This window comes from Bacillus sp. KNSH39, from assembly GCF_052656585.1.
The window spans coordinates 1,489,700-1,505,729 of record NZ_JBQXYO010000001.1; the positions used below are offsets into that span (position 1 = coordinate 1,489,700).

A 16,030-nucleotide genomic window follows, 5' to 3' on the forward strand; every position below is an offset into this window, starting at 1 on the left:
TATTTTGAATTATATGTTCGAGTTGAACCTTATACAATAATCAAAAATCGTGAATGTGTTGGTTATAAGACACATTTTCCAAATGTGTTGAGTAAAATTAAGGAGGGATATGCTTTGCGCGATAATAATTTAGATTTGCGTGTTGTTCGTACGAAAACTGCCATACGAAATGCATTGGTGGAGCTAATTGAAGAAAAAGGTTTTGACGCCATTACAGTGAAAGATATTACAACGAAAGCAAACATTAATCGCGGTACTTTCTATGCGCACTATCAAGATAAATTTGATTTAATGACAAAATGCCAAGAAGACATTATGTACGAGTTTTCTAGCATTGCTAAACAGAAATTCCCGGAAGTTATTGCTGACCTTGGATCAAATCCTTCTCCAACAATGCCATTTATACTTATCACTTCTATTCTTGAATTTCTAAATGAAAATAGTGATTTTATGAGAGCTGTACTAAGTCCGAAAGGAGATTTATCTTTCCAAACAAAACTGAAAGACTTTATGTGGAAAACATTATTTGAAGATACGAATGGTCCTCTCATTAATAAGGAGAATTTACTTGTTCCAAGCGAATATTTAACTTCTTATATGGCATCTGCACATATAGGTGTCATCCAACAATGGTTAAATAATGGACAAAAAGAAACACCTGAGGAGATTGCTCGCTTTTTATCAACAATCGCAGTTCATGGACCTTTTTATGCTGCTGGCTTAAAGAAATAAGCCCGCTTGCTTAGTAATTTCTATTATTTTATTAATAACTTGAAATTTATGTTTCTGTAAAAAAAGCTGTTGAAAGGACTCCCCTTCAACAGCTTCTACATTATTAACGATATAAACGAACTGCACCTGCAGAATTATCATCTGCTTGTCCAACTACTTCAAATTTCAATCCAAATTTCGGTAATTTACGTCCTGCATCTGGGATTAAATCATTTATATACAATTTAGAGTCATCAAACTTCGTTACACCTGGTAATCCTTTGTAATCATATGTTCCACGTGTTGGAGATACCACTTTCCATGCTGGCGTTTGGTTAAGGGAGAACGCAGCATCTGCGATTTGGAATCGTGTACTATTTTTAACAGTTGGTTTGCCATTTAGTGTTCCAACAATTGCCTCTGGGTGAGAGTCAACAACTCCTAAGAAACCTTCACCTGGATGTAAACCAACCCAATTATCTGTAAAGCTAGAGTCTGCATACCATACTAGCAGACCTGTATTATATGGTACACCACTGCTATATTTTAACGCTTGATCAGCACCAGCATAGTTTCTCCACTCTAAATAGTAGTTATGCTTCTTCTTATCAAAACCGTCTGCTACAACAAAACCATTTAATTTAAATTTCGTTTCGCCTTCTGCATCATCAGAGAACACAACATGTCCATCTACAGTTAATGTAGCATTATCAAAAGTAAAACCAGTCGGCGCTAAACCACCATCTGTAATGTATTCGAATACTAATTTTACTTTTTGACCTTTGAATTTGCTTAAGTCATAAGACTTATCTACCCATTTACCATCTGTTGTGTCTAGACCATTTTTCACATTTTTTTCACCAATTCGATCCACTAACGTTTTCGTACCATCTTCTTTCACTGCATGTACTTCAAGGAAGTCATAATCCGTTTCAATTTCATACATTGATTTATAATCAAACCTCGCATTTGTTGCATTTGTTAAATCAAACACTGGCGTTTCTAATGTTGTATGAAGGTTATCACCTTTTGTACTATAGTAGTACTTCTTACCGAATGCAGGCTGAATACCTTTCACCTCTTTATCTGGTAAGTTAACACGAATCAGACCAGGACGATTTGATTTCGTTACACTTTGATCTAAATACGTCGCATAGCCAATACCACGATTTAATTTATTATAGTCAACCTCTACAATATTGGCCCAGTTTCCACCTATGTTCTTTTGAAAGAACTCTTTGTTTTGCGGAGAGAAACTCGGTGGCGTTGTTCCTGCAATTTTACCAGCCCAGCTACCGCCACTCATAACAGACCAGGAGTTAATTGGCTCACCTGCTCCTGTGTACTTCGTATCATACTCATCTGGAAGACCTAAATCATGACCAAATTCATGTGCGAATACACCAACCGCTCCGTCTTCTGGCTCAATTGTGTAGTCGTATGCTGCCATCTTACCGCCCCAGTTATCAACTTTTGCTTTTGTTCCTTCAATTGGATATGGTGTTCCAAGGTGCCAACGATGTGACCAAATTGCATCATCACCTAGTCTACCACCGCCCCCATCTTGCCCAACTCCAGCGTGAATGACCATTAAGTGATCAATCAGACCATCTGGTTCATTTTTATTGCCATCACCATTATTGTCATATTGATCGTATTCGTCAAATTCAGATAAATCAATACCACTTTCTACAGCCGCATTTAATGCCTCTTTTACAAAATCACGAGGTCCTTTTGGTCCCATATTATCATGACCGCCATCTCCTGCATCTGCGCCATAATCTGCCGCATTACCAGGAACTGTCAACCACTTTGTTACTGTGCCATCTACTGTATAACTACCACCAGATTGCTCTTCATAATATTGTTTAAATGTTGGTACTTTTGAACCATCAAAGAGTGTAAATGGCTCATTACCAAATAACATTTTTTGATAATGTTCTGGATTAAAATCATTTGAATACATATAACCTGGTACTTGATCAATATTGTTATGCTTAAAGTCCGCAAACTCTACTAGCAATACGAGAACTTTATCTTTACGAACATCACCGTTATATTGTTTTTGCTTCGCTGAAGTAGTTGGTACTTGGCCGTTTAATCCCCCTTTAACCGGCTCTTGTCCCGCTACTGGACCACTAGCAGGTTGATCTGCTTTTTCTTTCTCATCTGCTTTTGCATCTTTAACTTTTTTCAAAAAGTCAGCCGCTTCTCTCGTAACACTATCCCCCGCTGCTGGTTCTTTTCCCGCATTTTCTCCTTTTTTCTTCTCTACGTATTTTTCAACAGCTTTTAATGTGTCTTCTTTCGACGTAGATTCATTAATTACACCGCGTTTCTTGAGCGCATCTGCTAAACGCTCCTCTTGAATTAAATTTTCATCAATCGGACTTAAAGTTCCTCCATTAGACGGCGTTGCCGCATAAACAGATTGACCCCCATACCCAAATGTGCAACTAAGCACAGCTGCCGCCGCAAGCGTAGACAGCACTTTAAAAGGTTTTTTCTTCATCCCTATTCCTCCCCAATATTAAATACGATACAACGTTTATATATTACGGAAAATTCAGAAAATTATCAATGCATTGTCTGAATTTGTAATATTTTTGAAAAAATCCTTTGTTTTAGATGAACATACATTCTGATTCATCAATATTTCAGAAAATATTGATGAAAGTTGATAAAACTATTAAAATCATAAAGAAATCGTCCACTATATTTAGTGGACGATTTCTTTATTTATCTAAAATACAACTACAACACTTCAATATATCCTTCTGTTCCATGTACCCGAATTCGTTGCCCGTCTTTTATTAGTTTCGTAGCATTCTCTACTCCAACAACTGCTGGCAGGCCATACTCACGTGCAATCACTGCTCCGTGCGTCATAAGCCCGCCGACTTCAGTGACTAACCCTTTTATAGAAACAAACAAAGGTGTCCACCCAGGATCGGTAAATGCCGTAACTAATATATCTCCATCTTCCAAATTCGCGTCTTCCATGTTTAAAATAACGCGTGCTCTCCCCTCAACCACTCCAGAAGAAACAGGCAAACCTACAATTGCTTCAGCCGGGAGATTTTCGCGTTTGTACTTACCTGTAATGATTTCTCCATCAGACGTGATAACACGCGGAGGTGTTAGTTTTTCATATAATTTGTACGCATTTTTTTGTTTATGAATAATCTTGTAATCTAGTTTATTTGTGCGAACGACTTCGTGAAGTTCTTCAAAAGTTAGATAGTATATATCTTCTATTTCATTCAGAACATTATTTTGCACAAGTTTCTCTGCTTCTTTCAGTAATGCCTGCTTATATATGAAATAACGATGAATCATGCCGTATTTCGGATATTCACGATAACCGATGAAATTGCGGAGGTTACAAATCATTCTCTTCGTCTCTTCTACTTTTTGTTCCCCATCCGGCAAGTGCTGCAATCGCTCTAACAACTCTTTTTCTTTTTTCAAAGCTTCCTGCAGCCCTTCTTCAAACTTCCGCTTACTAGCACCATATTCAAAGTCTCTTATATGATTTAAAATCATCGGTATAATTGTAGCTGGCTGTTCACTCCAGCGCGTTTTCGTAATGTCGATTTCTCCACTGCATCTCATTCCATATTTATTTAGAAAAGCATCGATTGCATCCCGAACTTTTTCCCCGCCTTTAAACTGAATTAATTCATCTAAAAAGCTGTCATCTTCTACATGCTGTAAATACGCAATGACTTCCGGATACGGCCGAATCACATCTGCCACATCCAATAACGCTAGCCCCATTTCTGACGTAATATTATGTTGTACAGATTGTGAAAGTACATCTGCTGCATTTTTTTCTCCTAGCCACTGCTCCATCTTTTCATTAATCCATGATGAAGCATTCATACCTGCCATAATGATAGCTATACTTTGCGAGTTAAATAATACTTTCTTTAATTGCTGAATGTCTTCTAAAATAAAATCAAGTACATCCACCCCTGATTTCGTTTGCATGTTTCGTTTTAATTCTTCTATTGATAATTCACTATTCTTTATTAAATTCGTAACGATTTCCGGATCGTTTTCAGGTTGTTGTTGCGAACTTGCAGGTGGCACATTTTTACTAAGATCCTTTTCTTTTTCATCATCCGATAACAATTTAATAAAATTCTCTCGCTCAATTACAGTCGTTAATGCATCTCGTATGAGCGGATCCGATTTACCTAAAGTGTTTATTAAGTAATCTCTGCTAGCAGGTGAAGCTAGTCTTTGCGTAGCATCAACAAATAGTCTTCCTCCGGCTTTACACATAGGTGCACTAGTCGTTAACAGGAAAAAAGATAAACCTAATGGTTTCATCGCATCGGTCATCATTTGTTGGTGACCAACTGATATATACACGTGATTTTCCCCATCATTTACTTCTGGAATTGGATATAAAGTCGTAATCGGTCTGCTTTGGACTATATAAATTGTATCATCAACTAAGCACCATTCAATATCTTGCGGACAACCAAAATAAGCTTCGATTTGTCTTCCGATGCGTGCTAGTTGTAAAATCTGTTGTTCAGTAAGTGTTTGAAATTTTTGCTGATTAGGAGCAATTTTCTTTCTCTCTGTTCCGCCTTCTTTTCGTCCATAGATGGCTAATTTTTTCGTTGCGATGACCTTTTCGACGATTTCGTCTTCTTTTACCTTATAATTATCGGCAGAAACCAATCCAGATACTAGCGCCTCGCCAAGTCCAAAGCTGGCATCGATTGACAACACCTTCCTATTCGAAGTAATCGGATCCGCAGTAAATAAAATCCCTGAAGCCTCAGGGAAAACCATTTTTTGAATGACAACACATATAGAAACTTGATTATGATCAAAACCGTTTTGCATTCGGTATATAACCGCCCGATCTGTAAACAAAGAAGCCCAGCATTTTTTAATATGCTGCAAAATGTTTTCTTTTCCAATAACATTTAAATACGTATCTTGTTGACCAGCAAACGAGGCATACGGTAAATCTTCAGCAGTAGCACTCGAACGCACTGCATATGCATGTTCATCGCCAAAGTGCGAGAGATAATGAGCTACTGATTCCACTACATCAACTGGAATTTCCACCGCCATAATGACTTCTCTAATCTGCTTACTAATTTCACCAATTCGATCTCGTTCCTCAATTTTTAGCATTGCTAATTGATTCAATAAAGTTTGAAACGCTCCATTTTTTCCGATGGCCTGTTCATACCCTACCGTTGTAACACAAAACCCTTCTGGCACTTGTATCCCTTGAATATTGGATAACTCCCCTAAATTCAATCCTTTTCCACCAACGAGAAAAAGCTGCGTTTTTTCTATTTCCTGAAAATCGAGAACGAAAGAACTCATTTGGCACCTCTCCTTACTATTCATGTGTTCTTGATTGTAACAGTAGTAAATGAGAAGAAACAGTCTATTTCGAACGTAAATTACATGATATAATTAAGTTAGGAAGAGATCATCACTTCTATTTCCCCTCTAATTCACTTCAATTACATCACCAAACTTAAACATTCTTTTATTATGAAAAGCAATCATTAGACATAATGGATTTCTATCGACATTTGTTATGTGTTTTTTATATAAATATATATTGTAATATCTTTATAAATATTTTATTAAGCCATAAATTCGCCTCAAAAAATAGTAGAATCTGTGACTTTAAAAGCAATATTTTTTGTTTGCACTTTATATAAATTGATATGAATCCCTCTTAATTCTAGGACTAAATTATTGTTTTTTAATCCCGCATTAATTCTTTTCTCAAATTCGCCAAAATGAATTTTCAAGATTAGGGGACTATAATGTCGTATTAAAATATATTAAGGGGGAGAAAAATTGGACAATGAAATGAATTATGGAAGTGATTACAAGTTTATTCCAGCAACTTCAATTGAAAGTGGTCACGGCATCGAAGTATTGCCTGATTTATTTTGTTACACGATTCAAATCGTCAATATATGCTTTGTTGGAAATCCTAAGACCAATGATTTTGTTTTAGTTGATGCTGGAATGCCTAAATGTGCAAATGAAATTATCTCTATCGCTGAGGATCGATTTGGTACCAATAGTCGCCCAAAAGTAATTATTTTAACTCACGGCCATTTTGATCATGTTGGGGGAATAATTGAACTCATCAAGTATTGGGATGTTCCCGTCTATGCACATCAAATGGAGCTACCGTTCCTGACTGGACAACAAAGCTATCCAGAACCAGACCCTACAGTTGAAGGTGGTATGATAGCGAAAATGTCTCCTCTGTTCCCAAACGAACCAATTGACTTAGGAAATAACATAAAAGCGCTACCTATTGATGGAACTGTTCCCCATATGCCAGAGTTTAGATGGATTCATACACCAGGACATACTCCAGGGCAGATTTCATTATTCCGAGAAAAAGACCGAACTTTAATTGCTGGGGACGCTTTTGTTACAGTGAAACAGGAGTATCTGTATAAAGTAATAACTCAAGAACAGGAAATAAGCGGTCCGCCTCGTTATTTAACAACAGACTGGAAAGCCGCTAAAGAGTCAGTTCTTAAGCTAGAAAAGTTAAAGCCTCTAACCGCTGTTACTGGACACGGGATACCTATGTCGGGTGAATTGCTATCAACAAGCCTCAAAACACTCGTTCAAGAATTTGATAAAATTGCTGTGCCTGATTACGGAAAATATATAGATAAAAAGATGCATTAAACGCGAAAATACTTTGTTTATTTTTATATTAACGAATCAGAATATGATACAAAATCAAAACACCAAAAATATTAAGTTTAATATGAAAAAAACTGTACTTAGGCAACCTCTCTATTATAAGAATGGAACTACCCTTTATGAATAAAGCTCGATATTCCGCAAATACTATCCATAGTATAAGCCTGCCTCTTACCCAGGTTGTACTTCTTACCATTAAAGGGTGATTAAAACGGGTTACGCTATATAAAAGCATAATCCGTTTTTAATGAAATATTTTATTCCATATACGTTTAAACAATGGAGGAAAATGATGAAACATATTGTTGCTTTATTAATTAAGTACACAGCGATAACTGCAGTATTGCTAATCATTCTCAGTATCTTTCAAGGCATTTCAATTCCTAGAGTATTACTAATTTCTCTTTTTCTTACGGGAACTGCCTATTTAATCGGAGATCTCTTCATTTTACCTAAATACGGAAATGCGATTGCTACAATGGCAGATTTCGGTTTAAGCTTCTTTGGAATTTGGTTATTAACATCCTTGTTTACTAATTTAGATGCTACTCATAATATTGGATTTTCTTCATTTATAGCCGCTTTAATTATTGGTGGAACAGAAGTTTTCTTCCACATTTATATGAAGAGGCTAGTGCTACGTAACGACGATAAATTAACAAATCACAATCATATTCAACATAATAAATATGCTATAGAAATGTCAGATGAATATATAGATTCTTCCACCATAAATAAATCCAAGCTTAAGGATACATCTAAAAAATAAAAAAGTGGCCAACGCCACTTTTTTATTTTTGTTTATTACGCTTGGTCAGAATTTCTTACATGTAATGGAGGTGGAACTACCCATCCCTTTTTCTTACTTAAACGTAGCAGAGTTACACCTGCCTGCGCTTTTTTCATATGAAATTGTCCGAATAGCATACCTACATCTTCTCGAAGGCATTTTCCCATTACTTGACTACATGTCACAAGTCCAGCTGCTAATCCTGTAGAAACAGCTGCAGCAATTTCAACATCATTAATACGTGCTCCAGGAGGAATGTCTTCGATAGATGCAACTGGTCGTTCTGGAGGAGCAGGCGGTAAAGCGACCCCATTAATCTTTAAAAGAGCTTTTAATTCTTCTATTTCCGAATTCATATCATTTTCAATTAAGCCTTCTAAAAACTTCTTCAAATCTTCATCACCTGTGTGATTCATAAACACTTGATGGCTTGCAATTGCACCCTGTGCAGCAAGAAGATAACTCCAAATGTCAAATACTTCTCCGTAATGTAAAGGTTCATTTTGAGGATTTCCACTTAATATACCCATTTTTAAATTCCTACCTTTCGAAAATATCATAATAAATATTGATTTCAATATTGAAATCAAATTTTTAAGTATGCTTTTTCCTGCAAAAGATTTTCTACTATGCATGGAAAACACCTTTCCAACACTGCGTGTTTATTGTTTAGGAAAGTAGTTTACAAATTAAATACTCAAAGATTATGAAAGAAGATTATCAATAATCTTTGAGTGAGAATCTGTTTAATATAAGGTTTTTTATTTTTATGAATACACAAAAGAAATTGATTTACATATTTGCTATATTTTAAGCCAATTTACTTAGCGGTTAGCTCTACCACCAAGTTGTTGTTCTGCCATTGCTACTAAACGTTTTGTAATTTCACCACCAACAGATCCGTTTGAACGAGCTGTTGTATCTGCACCAAGTTGTACACCAAACTCTTGTGCAATTTCATATTTCATTTGATCAAGAGCTTGTTCAGCGCCTCGAACTAATACTTCATTACGACTTCCACTATTATTTTTTCCCATATTGTTTCACCTCCGATGTTTTTAATATGCTACAAATTATGAAATAATAATTATCCTTTTTATGGAAATTAGATTATGAATAAAAATTGATTTTTTTCTTAAAGTAGGGCAAAACATATAAGAAAGAATAACTGATATAACATACTTTCATAACAACACTATGTATACTTTCTAATTCCCTTCAGTAAACAAAAGAAAGATTTCTATTTCACCAAGAGATTAAATAAAATTATGTTTTGAGACATAATCCAAAAGGAGATATGAGATGAAAGCTGTAACCTATCAAGGACCAAACCAAGTACAGGTTAAACAAGTGGATGATGCAAAATTAGAGAAAAAAGATGATATTATTGTAAAAATTACTTCAACCGCTATTTGCGGTTCTGATTTACATCTATATCAAGGCAACATGCCCTTACCTCAAGGATACATTATCGGCCATGAACCAATGGGAATCGTTGAAGAAGTCGGGCCAGATGTCACTAAAGTGAAAAAAGGCGATCGTGTTGTCATCCCCTTCAACGTTTCTTGTGGACATTGTTTCTATTGCCAACATGAAATGGAAAGTCAATGTGATAACTCAAACCCTCATTACGATTCTGGTGGATACTTTGGTTATACAGAGAAATTTGGTAATCATCCAGGCGGACAAGCAGAATATTTAAAAGTTCCATTTGGTAATTTTACTCCATTTGTTATACCGGAATCATGCGAACTTGAAGATGAATCCCTACTATTTCTATCAGATGTTTTACCAACAGCCTATTGGAGTGTAATAAACGCAGGCGTTAGGCCAGGTGATACTGTTATCGTCCTTGGTTGTGGACCTGTTGGATTAATGACACAAAAATTCGCTTGGATGCAAGGTGCTAAACGTGTAATTGCAGTGGATTACTTAGATTATCGGATGAATTATGCAAAAAAGATTAACAATGTTGAGGTATTTGAGTTTACAAAATTCCCCGATATGGGAGAACATTTAAAGGAAATTACACATGGCGGTGCTGATGTAGTTATTGATTGTGTGGGGATGGATGGAAAAAAATCGCCTCTAGAATTTCTGGAACAAAAATTAAAATTACAAGGTGGAACTCTCGGTCCTATTCAAATCGCTACGAAAGCCGTAAGAAAATATGGAACGGTTCAAATGACCGGCGTTTATGGTGGCAATTATAACGCCTTTCCACTCGGTGCATTTTGGGTTAGAAATATTAATCTTAAAATGGGACAAGCACCTGTCATTCATTTTATGCCGGAACTATTTGAAAAAATAACAAATAAAGAATTTGATCCAAAAGAGATTATTACACACAAAATTCCCCTTGAAGAAGCGAGTTATGGTTATCAGATTTTTAATAATCGTGAAGACGACTGTATAAAAGTCATTCTGAAGCCTTAAAGCTACAATTCATTATTCTTAATGAAAAGATAAGATTACATTTCGTAATCTTATCTTTTTTTATTAAATGCTAAGTATCTATCCCCTATTTTCATCTCACATCTAAAATAGTTATTTTCAAAAACTTTGCATTTTGAGGTAATAAATAATTGGTAAAAACATGAATTAAAGTATTAAGTAACCAAATAGCGGACACGATAACAATGTTAACTAACTTAAAAGTGATGTTGATTATATTGCTGCTCCTCTTAATTTTGTTTCTATGAACTATTAAACGCCACTGTTACTTACTTATAATCTCCCTACCTCTATTCACATATAAAATCCCTATATTGTAAACAAAGAGGAGGGACTTGTCCCCCCTCTTCTTTTAATTTTTCTTTAAAAGAGTTGCTCCTGCAATCCCTGGGTGTGTCATTTCGAATGGATCTAGAATTAACTCTAAGTCCTCTTGTGACAATACACCATTTTTCACACAAAGTTCTCGAACAGATTGCCCTGTCGCGATTGCTTCTTTCGCAACGCGAGCTGCTGCTTCATAACCGATATGAGGGTTCACGGCTGTAATAATTCCTACACTTTTCTCAACATACTCTTTTAAGCGATCTTCATTCGCTTCAATTCCTTTTAAGCAATTATCTGTAAAGGCACGGAAACCGTTATTCATAATGCTAATCGATTGCAGTAAGTTGAAAACAAGTACTGGTTCCATCACGTTTAATTCTAATTGTCCTGCTTCTGAAGCAAGGCAAATTGTATGATCATTACCTATTACTTGGAACGCAATTTGATTAATAACTTCTGGCATAACAGGATTTACTTTCCCTGGCATAATAGATGAACCTGGTTGACGAGCTGGTAACATAATTTCTGCTAAACCAACACGTGGACCTGATGCCATTAAGCGAAGGTCATTCGCAATTTTAGACATATTCATCATACATACTTTCAGTGCTGCAGATACTTCAGTATAAGCATCCGTATTTTGCGTGGCATCTACTAAGTCTTCTGCACCAACTAGTGGTAGTTCACTAATTGCAGCTAAATGTTTTACAACTGCTTCAATATATTCTGGGTCTGCATTTAAGCCTGTACCAACTGCAGTTGCTCCCATGTTCACTTCATATAAGTGTTGACGTGATTGCTGAATTCGTTTCATATCACGTTCAAGTACGCGAGAGTATGCTTTAAATTCTTGTCCAAGACGGATTGGCACAGCATCTTGTAAATGTGTACGACCCATTTTAATAACATGATCAAACTGTTCTGCTTTTAATTCAAATACATCATGCATATAACCCATCGTTTGTAATAAGCCTTCTAATGCATTTAATGTTGCGATATGAATCGCCGTTGGGAATGCATCGTTTGTTGATTGCGCCATGTTTACATGACTATTTGGACTAATATAATGATAGTCTCCCTTTTCCATCCCTAATAATTCAAGAGCACGATTGGCAATGACTTCATTTGCATTCATGTTCATTGAAGTACCCGCTCCGCCTTGGATTGGATCTACGATGAAATGATCATGCCATTTTCCATCAAGAATTTCTTGAGCAGCCTCTGCGATCGCACCGCCCTTGTTCAATTCCAATCTTCCTACATCTGTATTCGCAAGCGCTGCTGCTTTTTTTACAATTGCGAACGCTCTAATTAAACTTTCATGAATTTTATACCCTGTAATCGGGAAATTTTCAACAGCGCGTAAAGTCTGAATTCCGTAATATGCCTCAATAGGTAATTCCTTTCCTCCCAAAAAATCATTCTCCACTCGCACGTTCTTGTTTGTCATTGCCATTTTAATTTCTCCCCCATATTAAATGTAAAACCTAAATAAATCATATGAAGTCATTACCAATCCTTATCAGATTTTATTGTTAAATCGTAGGCTAAAGGCTCTTCAATAATTTTTTTAATCTCTTCTAATTTATTAGTTTTCCCAAGCGCCCACATCAATTTTGCTATGATGGCTTCCGTATTCATATCTCCAGACAATATTACTTGATGTTGTGCCACTTTCCGTCCTACTTCATAGAGAAGTATGTCTTCTCCTTCTTCCAGGCATTGAGTAGTAATCACTACAGCAATCCCCATTTCAGTCAACTCTTGAATTTTCGAAAGCAAGTTCCTTCCTTCAAAAGGTAATCCACCGTTTCCAAAACTTTCAATAATAATTCCTTTATACAAATCTTTTAAACAATCAAATATCTCTGGTTTTGTACCTGGATACAATTTCATAAGAAAAACATCCGTACATAAATTAGTATTTATTGAAAGTTCATTATGGGAGGACGTTGGCTTCCAATGATATTTCACTTCATCTTCATTTACCTCAGCAACATATGGATAATTCACACTTTCAAATGCATCATAACTTTTTGTTCGCATTTTAACTGCTCTCGTCCCAATAATCACCCTACTATCAAAAACAATAAACACACCGCCAACATCCTCACAGGCAAACCTAAGAGCATCAGCTACATTTTTTTTTGCGTCTGTCTTTTTAAAACTAATAGGTACTTGTGAACCTGTTAAAACAACTGGTTTTCTTAAACCTTGCAGCATATAAGATAACGCAGAAGATGTATAAGCTAACGTATCCGTTCCATGTGTAATCACAAACCCGTCATAGTCATCATAGTGATTAAAAACAGCATTAGCTATTTCTTTCCAGTGCTCAGGTTGCATATTGGTACTATCAATATTCATTAAGATTTTGCAATCTATTTCTAAGTTTCGAGAAGACTTCGAAAAATAATTCAATAATTCCTCAGCGGACAATCCTGGAACAAGCCCCTCATTCCCCTCCACAGATGCAATTGTCCCACCAGTTGCAAGTAATAAAATTTTCTTCATACACAACCCCTCCATAAAATAAACAACGATATATCGTTCGCGTAATGCGTATTTATATTTATCATTATAGAACTTAATTTGAATTAATCAAGATTTTGTATTCAATACGCGTACTTTTTTTCTATTCTTGATTCTTTTTCTATGTTATAATTAATTTAATAAAATTAGATGGGGTATGAGACGAATGCTGGAACGTTTATCTAAATTAAGAAAAAATCAAAAATGGTCCTTACAAGAGACAGCAGATCGACTTGGGATTGCGAAAAGCACCTATGCCGGGTATGAAAATGGTTATAGATTACCTTCATTACAATCTTTATCAAAAATAGCCGATTTATTTGATACATCTGTAGATTATATATTAGGCCGAATTGAACATTCACATCAAAACAAAGATGTAATTGATATTACAAGACTCCTAAACGATCCAGATCCAACACTTTTAATAGATGGAGAAGCACTGTCAACAGAAGAGATAATAGATTTTATTGCTTTTGTGAGAAGTAAACGAGAACTAAGTTCCAAGAGAATAGAAAATATTGAACCAACATGTAAAAGTTGATTCAATAAAAAACGAAGACACTGTACTCTTTAAACTTAGAAATACTTAGACAATTAATTTGCAAACGGTTTATATAATGAATTCTTAGCAGCTAGCCTCATTCGGGGACTTATACTTGGAAACAATCCCATTGGTGATATGATTCAATTATTTTTCATCATTGTATAGTGGTAGCAGCTATTTTCGGAGGTTTCACATCCAATAAATCAATTATCATGAAACAAGGATTTCTCGCTATTTTAGCGTTGCTTGCCCTTTTATCTGTCATATAGAACTAAAACTTTTCAATAAAGGAACTCACTTTTGAAGAATACGCCATTCTTTCTGTAGATTTATAAGAAAGAATGGCGTTTTTGTATGTCTATTTCTGTATCGAAAGAATTTGAAAGTATAACAGAATTTAAACAAGAATTAGCAAAGTATATAAAGTACTATAATCATGAAAGAATCAAGGAAAAATAAAAGGAAATGAATCCAGTATTGTACTAGGCTCATTCCCTAGAGGCTACTTAATAAACCGACCTTTCTAACTTTCGGGGGCACAGTCTAATTGAAGTGCTACAAGCAACGAATTTACTACTTTAAAGTTAAGTGTTTAACCTTGAAGTACTGAAATTCTTTTTTCCAGACAAAGCATACATTATATCTTGATGCTTTATTGTCCTCTTATAATTATGTGGTATCGGGAATTTGTTTCGTTGTTCTTTTATTATAATTATGATTACTATAAGTGATAAAGCTACAGGTATAAAAACGATTAACAAAGCATCTTACTATTTATGAAATTCTTTGTTAATCGTTTCTCTTCTCCCTAATCTCCTGCGAGACTATATTTTTTTATTAAAATTTTCCATATCTTATTTGATTTATTCTGTAACACCAGATTGGGTTACTTTTACATCAGCTGTTACACGAAAACGTAAATGTTTATAGGATTCTTCCCATTCTTGACTGTTCCATTTTCTTACGTGAGTTCTACCAAGCTTTCTAAGTCCTATAGGATCTGTGTCTTTTTTAATAAATCTCTTTATCAATGTAGTTGCTTTTTTTTCTATTTCTTTTTCCATAATTTTTTCTAATTTTTTTATTTCTTTAGGATTATCTAGATTTTTTGTTTTTGTAAATTCTTGAATTTCAGCTTTAACTTGAATATGAGCATTTACGAATGGATGCTTACTATTCCCCTCCATCTTATATTTTGTTCTAGCTTTTATATTCTCTATCGTGGCGTAAGTATTTGAGGAACCAGGTAGTTTGAATTGGTATGTACCTTGTTTAAAATTATCTGTCAACAATTTAAATACAAATAAATCTTTAGGATTCACTTTATCAACCATTTTACATCTTTTAAAAAGTGCTATTCCATCTAACTCCAACACATTACCTTTTTTAGATATTATCGGTAAATATGAATCTCTCGCATCATCATTAAGTTGGTTTAAAAACATAAAAAAATTTGTTTTTGGCTGCGTTCCATTATCCATATTTTGCTCCAGTAAAGAGGATAGATAGGAAGCAATTTCTTTTTCTTCAGAATAATTCCCCTTTAATAGTGATTCCCCTTTTACATTTGTAATTGCTAAATAAATTGCATTTCCTACACTAGGATTTCGGTTCAAAGTCTCTAAAATTTCCTGCATTCCCTTATCAATTATTTTTTCATTAAATATAATAACACGCAATTGCCCCAACTCTAGAGGTCCAGAAGACTTTTCGGATGCTCTTGCAAGAACTTCTCTACCAGTCTGGCCTGATGCTGAATAGATTTTCGTTTCACCTTCCCCGCCTCCTTTATAAGCTGAAATCGCAAAGGTTCCTTTTAGCTTACCTTTTGCTTCGGTATCATATGCCGCAACTTGAACTAAGTCAATGTCATCCACAATTTTCGTTTTAGCACAACCTATTAAGAAGACACTTACTATAAGGAAAAGTATCCATCGCTTCAT

At 35.2% G+C, this 16,030-nt stretch carries 12 protein-coding genes and 3 pseudogenes; 7 read left to right on the top strand and 8 right to left on the bottom strand.

Features of this window, described 5'->3' with window-relative positions:
- Positions 1 to 114: 114 nt before the first annotated feature.
- The gene (locus tag ACUL40_RS07565; protein ID WP_001205505.1) at positions 115 to 732 is read left to right on the top strand and encodes a TetR/AcrR family transcriptional regulator; all 618 of its coding nucleotides are present in this window, start codon (positions 115 to 117) and stop codon (positions 730 to 732) included.
- A gap of 103 nt (positions 733 to 835) precedes the next feature.
- On the opposite strand, the gene ACUL40_RS07570 is transcribed toward ACUL40_RS07565, so the two are convergent.
- Positions 836 to 3,223 carry an immune inhibitor A domain-containing protein gene (locus ACUL40_RS07570; protein WP_000728990.1) on the bottom strand — a complete coding sequence of 796 codons (2,388 nt, stop codon included), beginning with the start codon at positions 3,221 to 3,223 and terminating at the stop codon, positions 836 to 838.
- Positions 3,224 to 3,465: 242 nt separating this feature from the next.
- The gene (gene ppsA, locus ACUL40_RS07575; protein WP_000094181.1) at positions 3,466 to 6,072 is read right to left on the bottom strand and encodes a phosphoenolpyruvate synthase; all 2,607 of its coding nucleotides are present in this window, start codon (positions 6,070 to 6,072) and stop codon (positions 3,466 to 3,468) included.
- A 489-nt stretch (positions 6,073 to 6,561) separates the two neighbouring features.
- Between ppsA and ACUL40_RS07580 the strand changes: the two genes are divergently transcribed.
- Entirely contained in the window at positions 6,562 to 7,419 is an 858-nt protein-coding gene (locus tag ACUL40_RS07580) for an MBL fold metallo-hydrolase (protein ID WP_017656566.1), read from the top strand.
- A 310-nt stretch (positions 7,420 to 7,729) separates the two neighbouring features.
- Positions 7,730 to 8,206, top strand: coding sequence for a YndM family protein (locus tag ACUL40_RS07585; protein ID WP_017656567.1), 477 nt, complete (start codon positions 7,730 to 7,732; stop codon positions 8,204 to 8,206).
- Between the two features lie 35 nt (positions 8,207 to 8,241).
- Here the strand turns inward: ACUL40_RS07585 and ACUL40_RS07590 are convergent, their stop codons facing one another.
- Positions 8,242 to 8,757: a DUF3231 family protein gene (locus ACUL40_RS07590; RefSeq protein ID WP_001986359.1), complete on the bottom strand. Its 516-nt coding sequence runs from the start codon at positions 8,755 to 8,757 to the stop codon at positions 8,242 to 8,244.
- A gap of 294 nt (positions 8,758 to 9,051) precedes the next feature.
- A complete protein-coding gene (sasP, locus tag ACUL40_RS07595) occupies positions 9,052 to 9,264 on the bottom strand; it encodes a small acid-soluble spore protein, SasP family (protein WP_000517671.1) in 213 nt (70 codons plus the stop codon).
- Between the two features lie 265 nt (positions 9,265 to 9,529).
- On the opposite strand from sasP, the gene ACUL40_RS07600 reads away from it, so the two are divergent.
- Complete coding sequence (locus ACUL40_RS07600; protein WP_000649088.1) at positions 9,530 to 10,663, top strand: zinc-dependent alcohol dehydrogenase; 1,134 nt, start codon at positions 9,530 to 9,532, stop codon at positions 10,661 to 10,663.
- Positions 10,664 to 11,033: 370 nt separating this feature from the next.
- On the opposite strand, the gene aspA is transcribed toward ACUL40_RS07600, so the two are convergent.
- Together aspA and ansA are read right to left on the bottom strand one after the other, a co-directional pair.
- The gene (gene aspA / locus ACUL40_RS07605; protein WP_001251924.1) at positions 11,034 to 12,464 is read right to left on the bottom strand and encodes an aspartate ammonia-lyase; all 1,431 of its coding nucleotides are present in this window, start codon (positions 12,462 to 12,464) and stop codon (positions 11,034 to 11,036) included.
- A 53-nt stretch (positions 12,465 to 12,517) separates the two neighbouring features.
- Complete coding sequence (gene ansA / locus ACUL40_RS07610) at positions 12,518 to 13,522, bottom strand: asparaginase (RefSeq protein WP_000722299.1); 1,005 nt, start codon at positions 13,520 to 13,522, stop codon at positions 12,518 to 12,520.
- Between the two features lie 184 nt (positions 13,523 to 13,706).
- Here ansA and ansR point away from each other — a divergent pair, with 184 nt between their 5' ends.
- From ansR to ACUL40_RS07625, 3 genes and pseudogenes are all read left to right on the top strand, one after another.
- The gene (gene ansR, locus ACUL40_RS07615) at positions 13,707 to 14,084 is read left to right on the top strand and encodes an HTH-type transcriptional regulator AnsR (RefSeq protein WP_000893569.1); all 378 of its coding nucleotides are present in this window, start codon (positions 13,707 to 13,709) and stop codon (positions 14,082 to 14,084) included.
- Between the two features lie 57 nt (positions 14,085 to 14,141).
- Positions 14,142 to 14,356 (top strand): annotated as a pseudogene (locus tag ACUL40_RS07620) (DUF1304 domain-containing protein); the annotation flags it as partial.
- 103 nt (positions 14,357 to 14,459) lie between these two features.
- Positions 14,460 to 14,546 (top strand): annotated as a pseudogene (locus ACUL40_RS07625) (IS3 family transposase); the annotation flags it as partial.
- A gap of 125 nt (positions 14,547 to 14,671) precedes the next feature.
- Here ACUL40_RS07625 and ACUL40_RS07630 read toward each other — a convergent pair.
- Both ACUL40_RS07630 and ACUL40_RS07635 read right to left on the bottom strand, forming a co-directional pair.
- Positions 14,672 to 14,803 (bottom strand): annotated as a pseudogene (locus tag ACUL40_RS07630) (excinuclease ABC subunit C); the annotation flags it as partial.
- A 147-nt stretch (positions 14,804 to 14,950) separates the two neighbouring features.
- Positions 14,951 to 16,030 carry a Ger(x)C family spore germination protein gene (locus ACUL40_RS07635; RefSeq protein ID WP_000832874.1) on the bottom strand — a complete coding sequence of 360 codons (1,080 nt, stop codon included), beginning with the start codon at positions 16,028 to 16,030 and terminating at the stop codon, positions 14,951 to 14,953.

Excerpts from the sequence above, each read along its gene's own strand:
- ACUL40_RS07570 (WP_000728990.1), bottom strand. The coding sequence starts at position 3,223 with ATGAAGAAAAAACCTTTTAAAGTGCTGTCTACGCTTGCGGCGGCAGCT.
- ppsA (WP_000094181.1), bottom strand. The coding sequence starts at position 6,072 with ATGAGTTCTTTCGTTCTCGATTTTCAGGAAATAGAAAAAACGCAGCTT.
- ACUL40_RS07585 (WP_017656567.1), top strand. The coding sequence starts at position 7,730 with ATGAAACATATTGTTGCTTTATTAATTAAGTACACAGCGATAACTGCA.
- ACUL40_RS07590 (WP_001986359.1), bottom strand. The coding sequence starts at position 8,757 with ATGGGTATATTAAGTGGAAATCCTCAAAATGAACCTTTACATTACGGA.
- sasP (WP_000517671.1), bottom strand. The coding sequence starts at position 9,264 with ATGGGAAAAAATAATAGTGGAAGTCGTAATGAAGTATTAGTTCGAGGC.
- ACUL40_RS07600 (WP_000649088.1), top strand. The coding sequence starts at position 9,530 with ATGAAAGCTGTAACCTATCAAGGACCAAACCAAGTACAGGTTAAACAA.
- aspA (WP_001251924.1), bottom strand. The coding sequence starts at position 12,464 with ATGGCAATGACAAACAAGAACGTGCGAGTGGAGAATGATTTTTTGGGA.
- ansA (WP_000722299.1), bottom strand. The coding sequence starts at position 13,522 with ATGAAGAAAATTTTATTACTTGCAACTGGTGGGACAATTGCATCTGTG.
- ansR (WP_000893569.1), top strand. The coding sequence starts at position 13,707 with ATGCTGGAACGTTTATCTAAATTAAGAAAAAATCAAAAATGGTCCTTA.
- ACUL40_RS07635 (WP_000832874.1), bottom strand. The coding sequence starts at position 16,030 with ATGAAGCGATGGATACTTTTCCTTATAGTAAGTGTCTTCTTAATAGGT.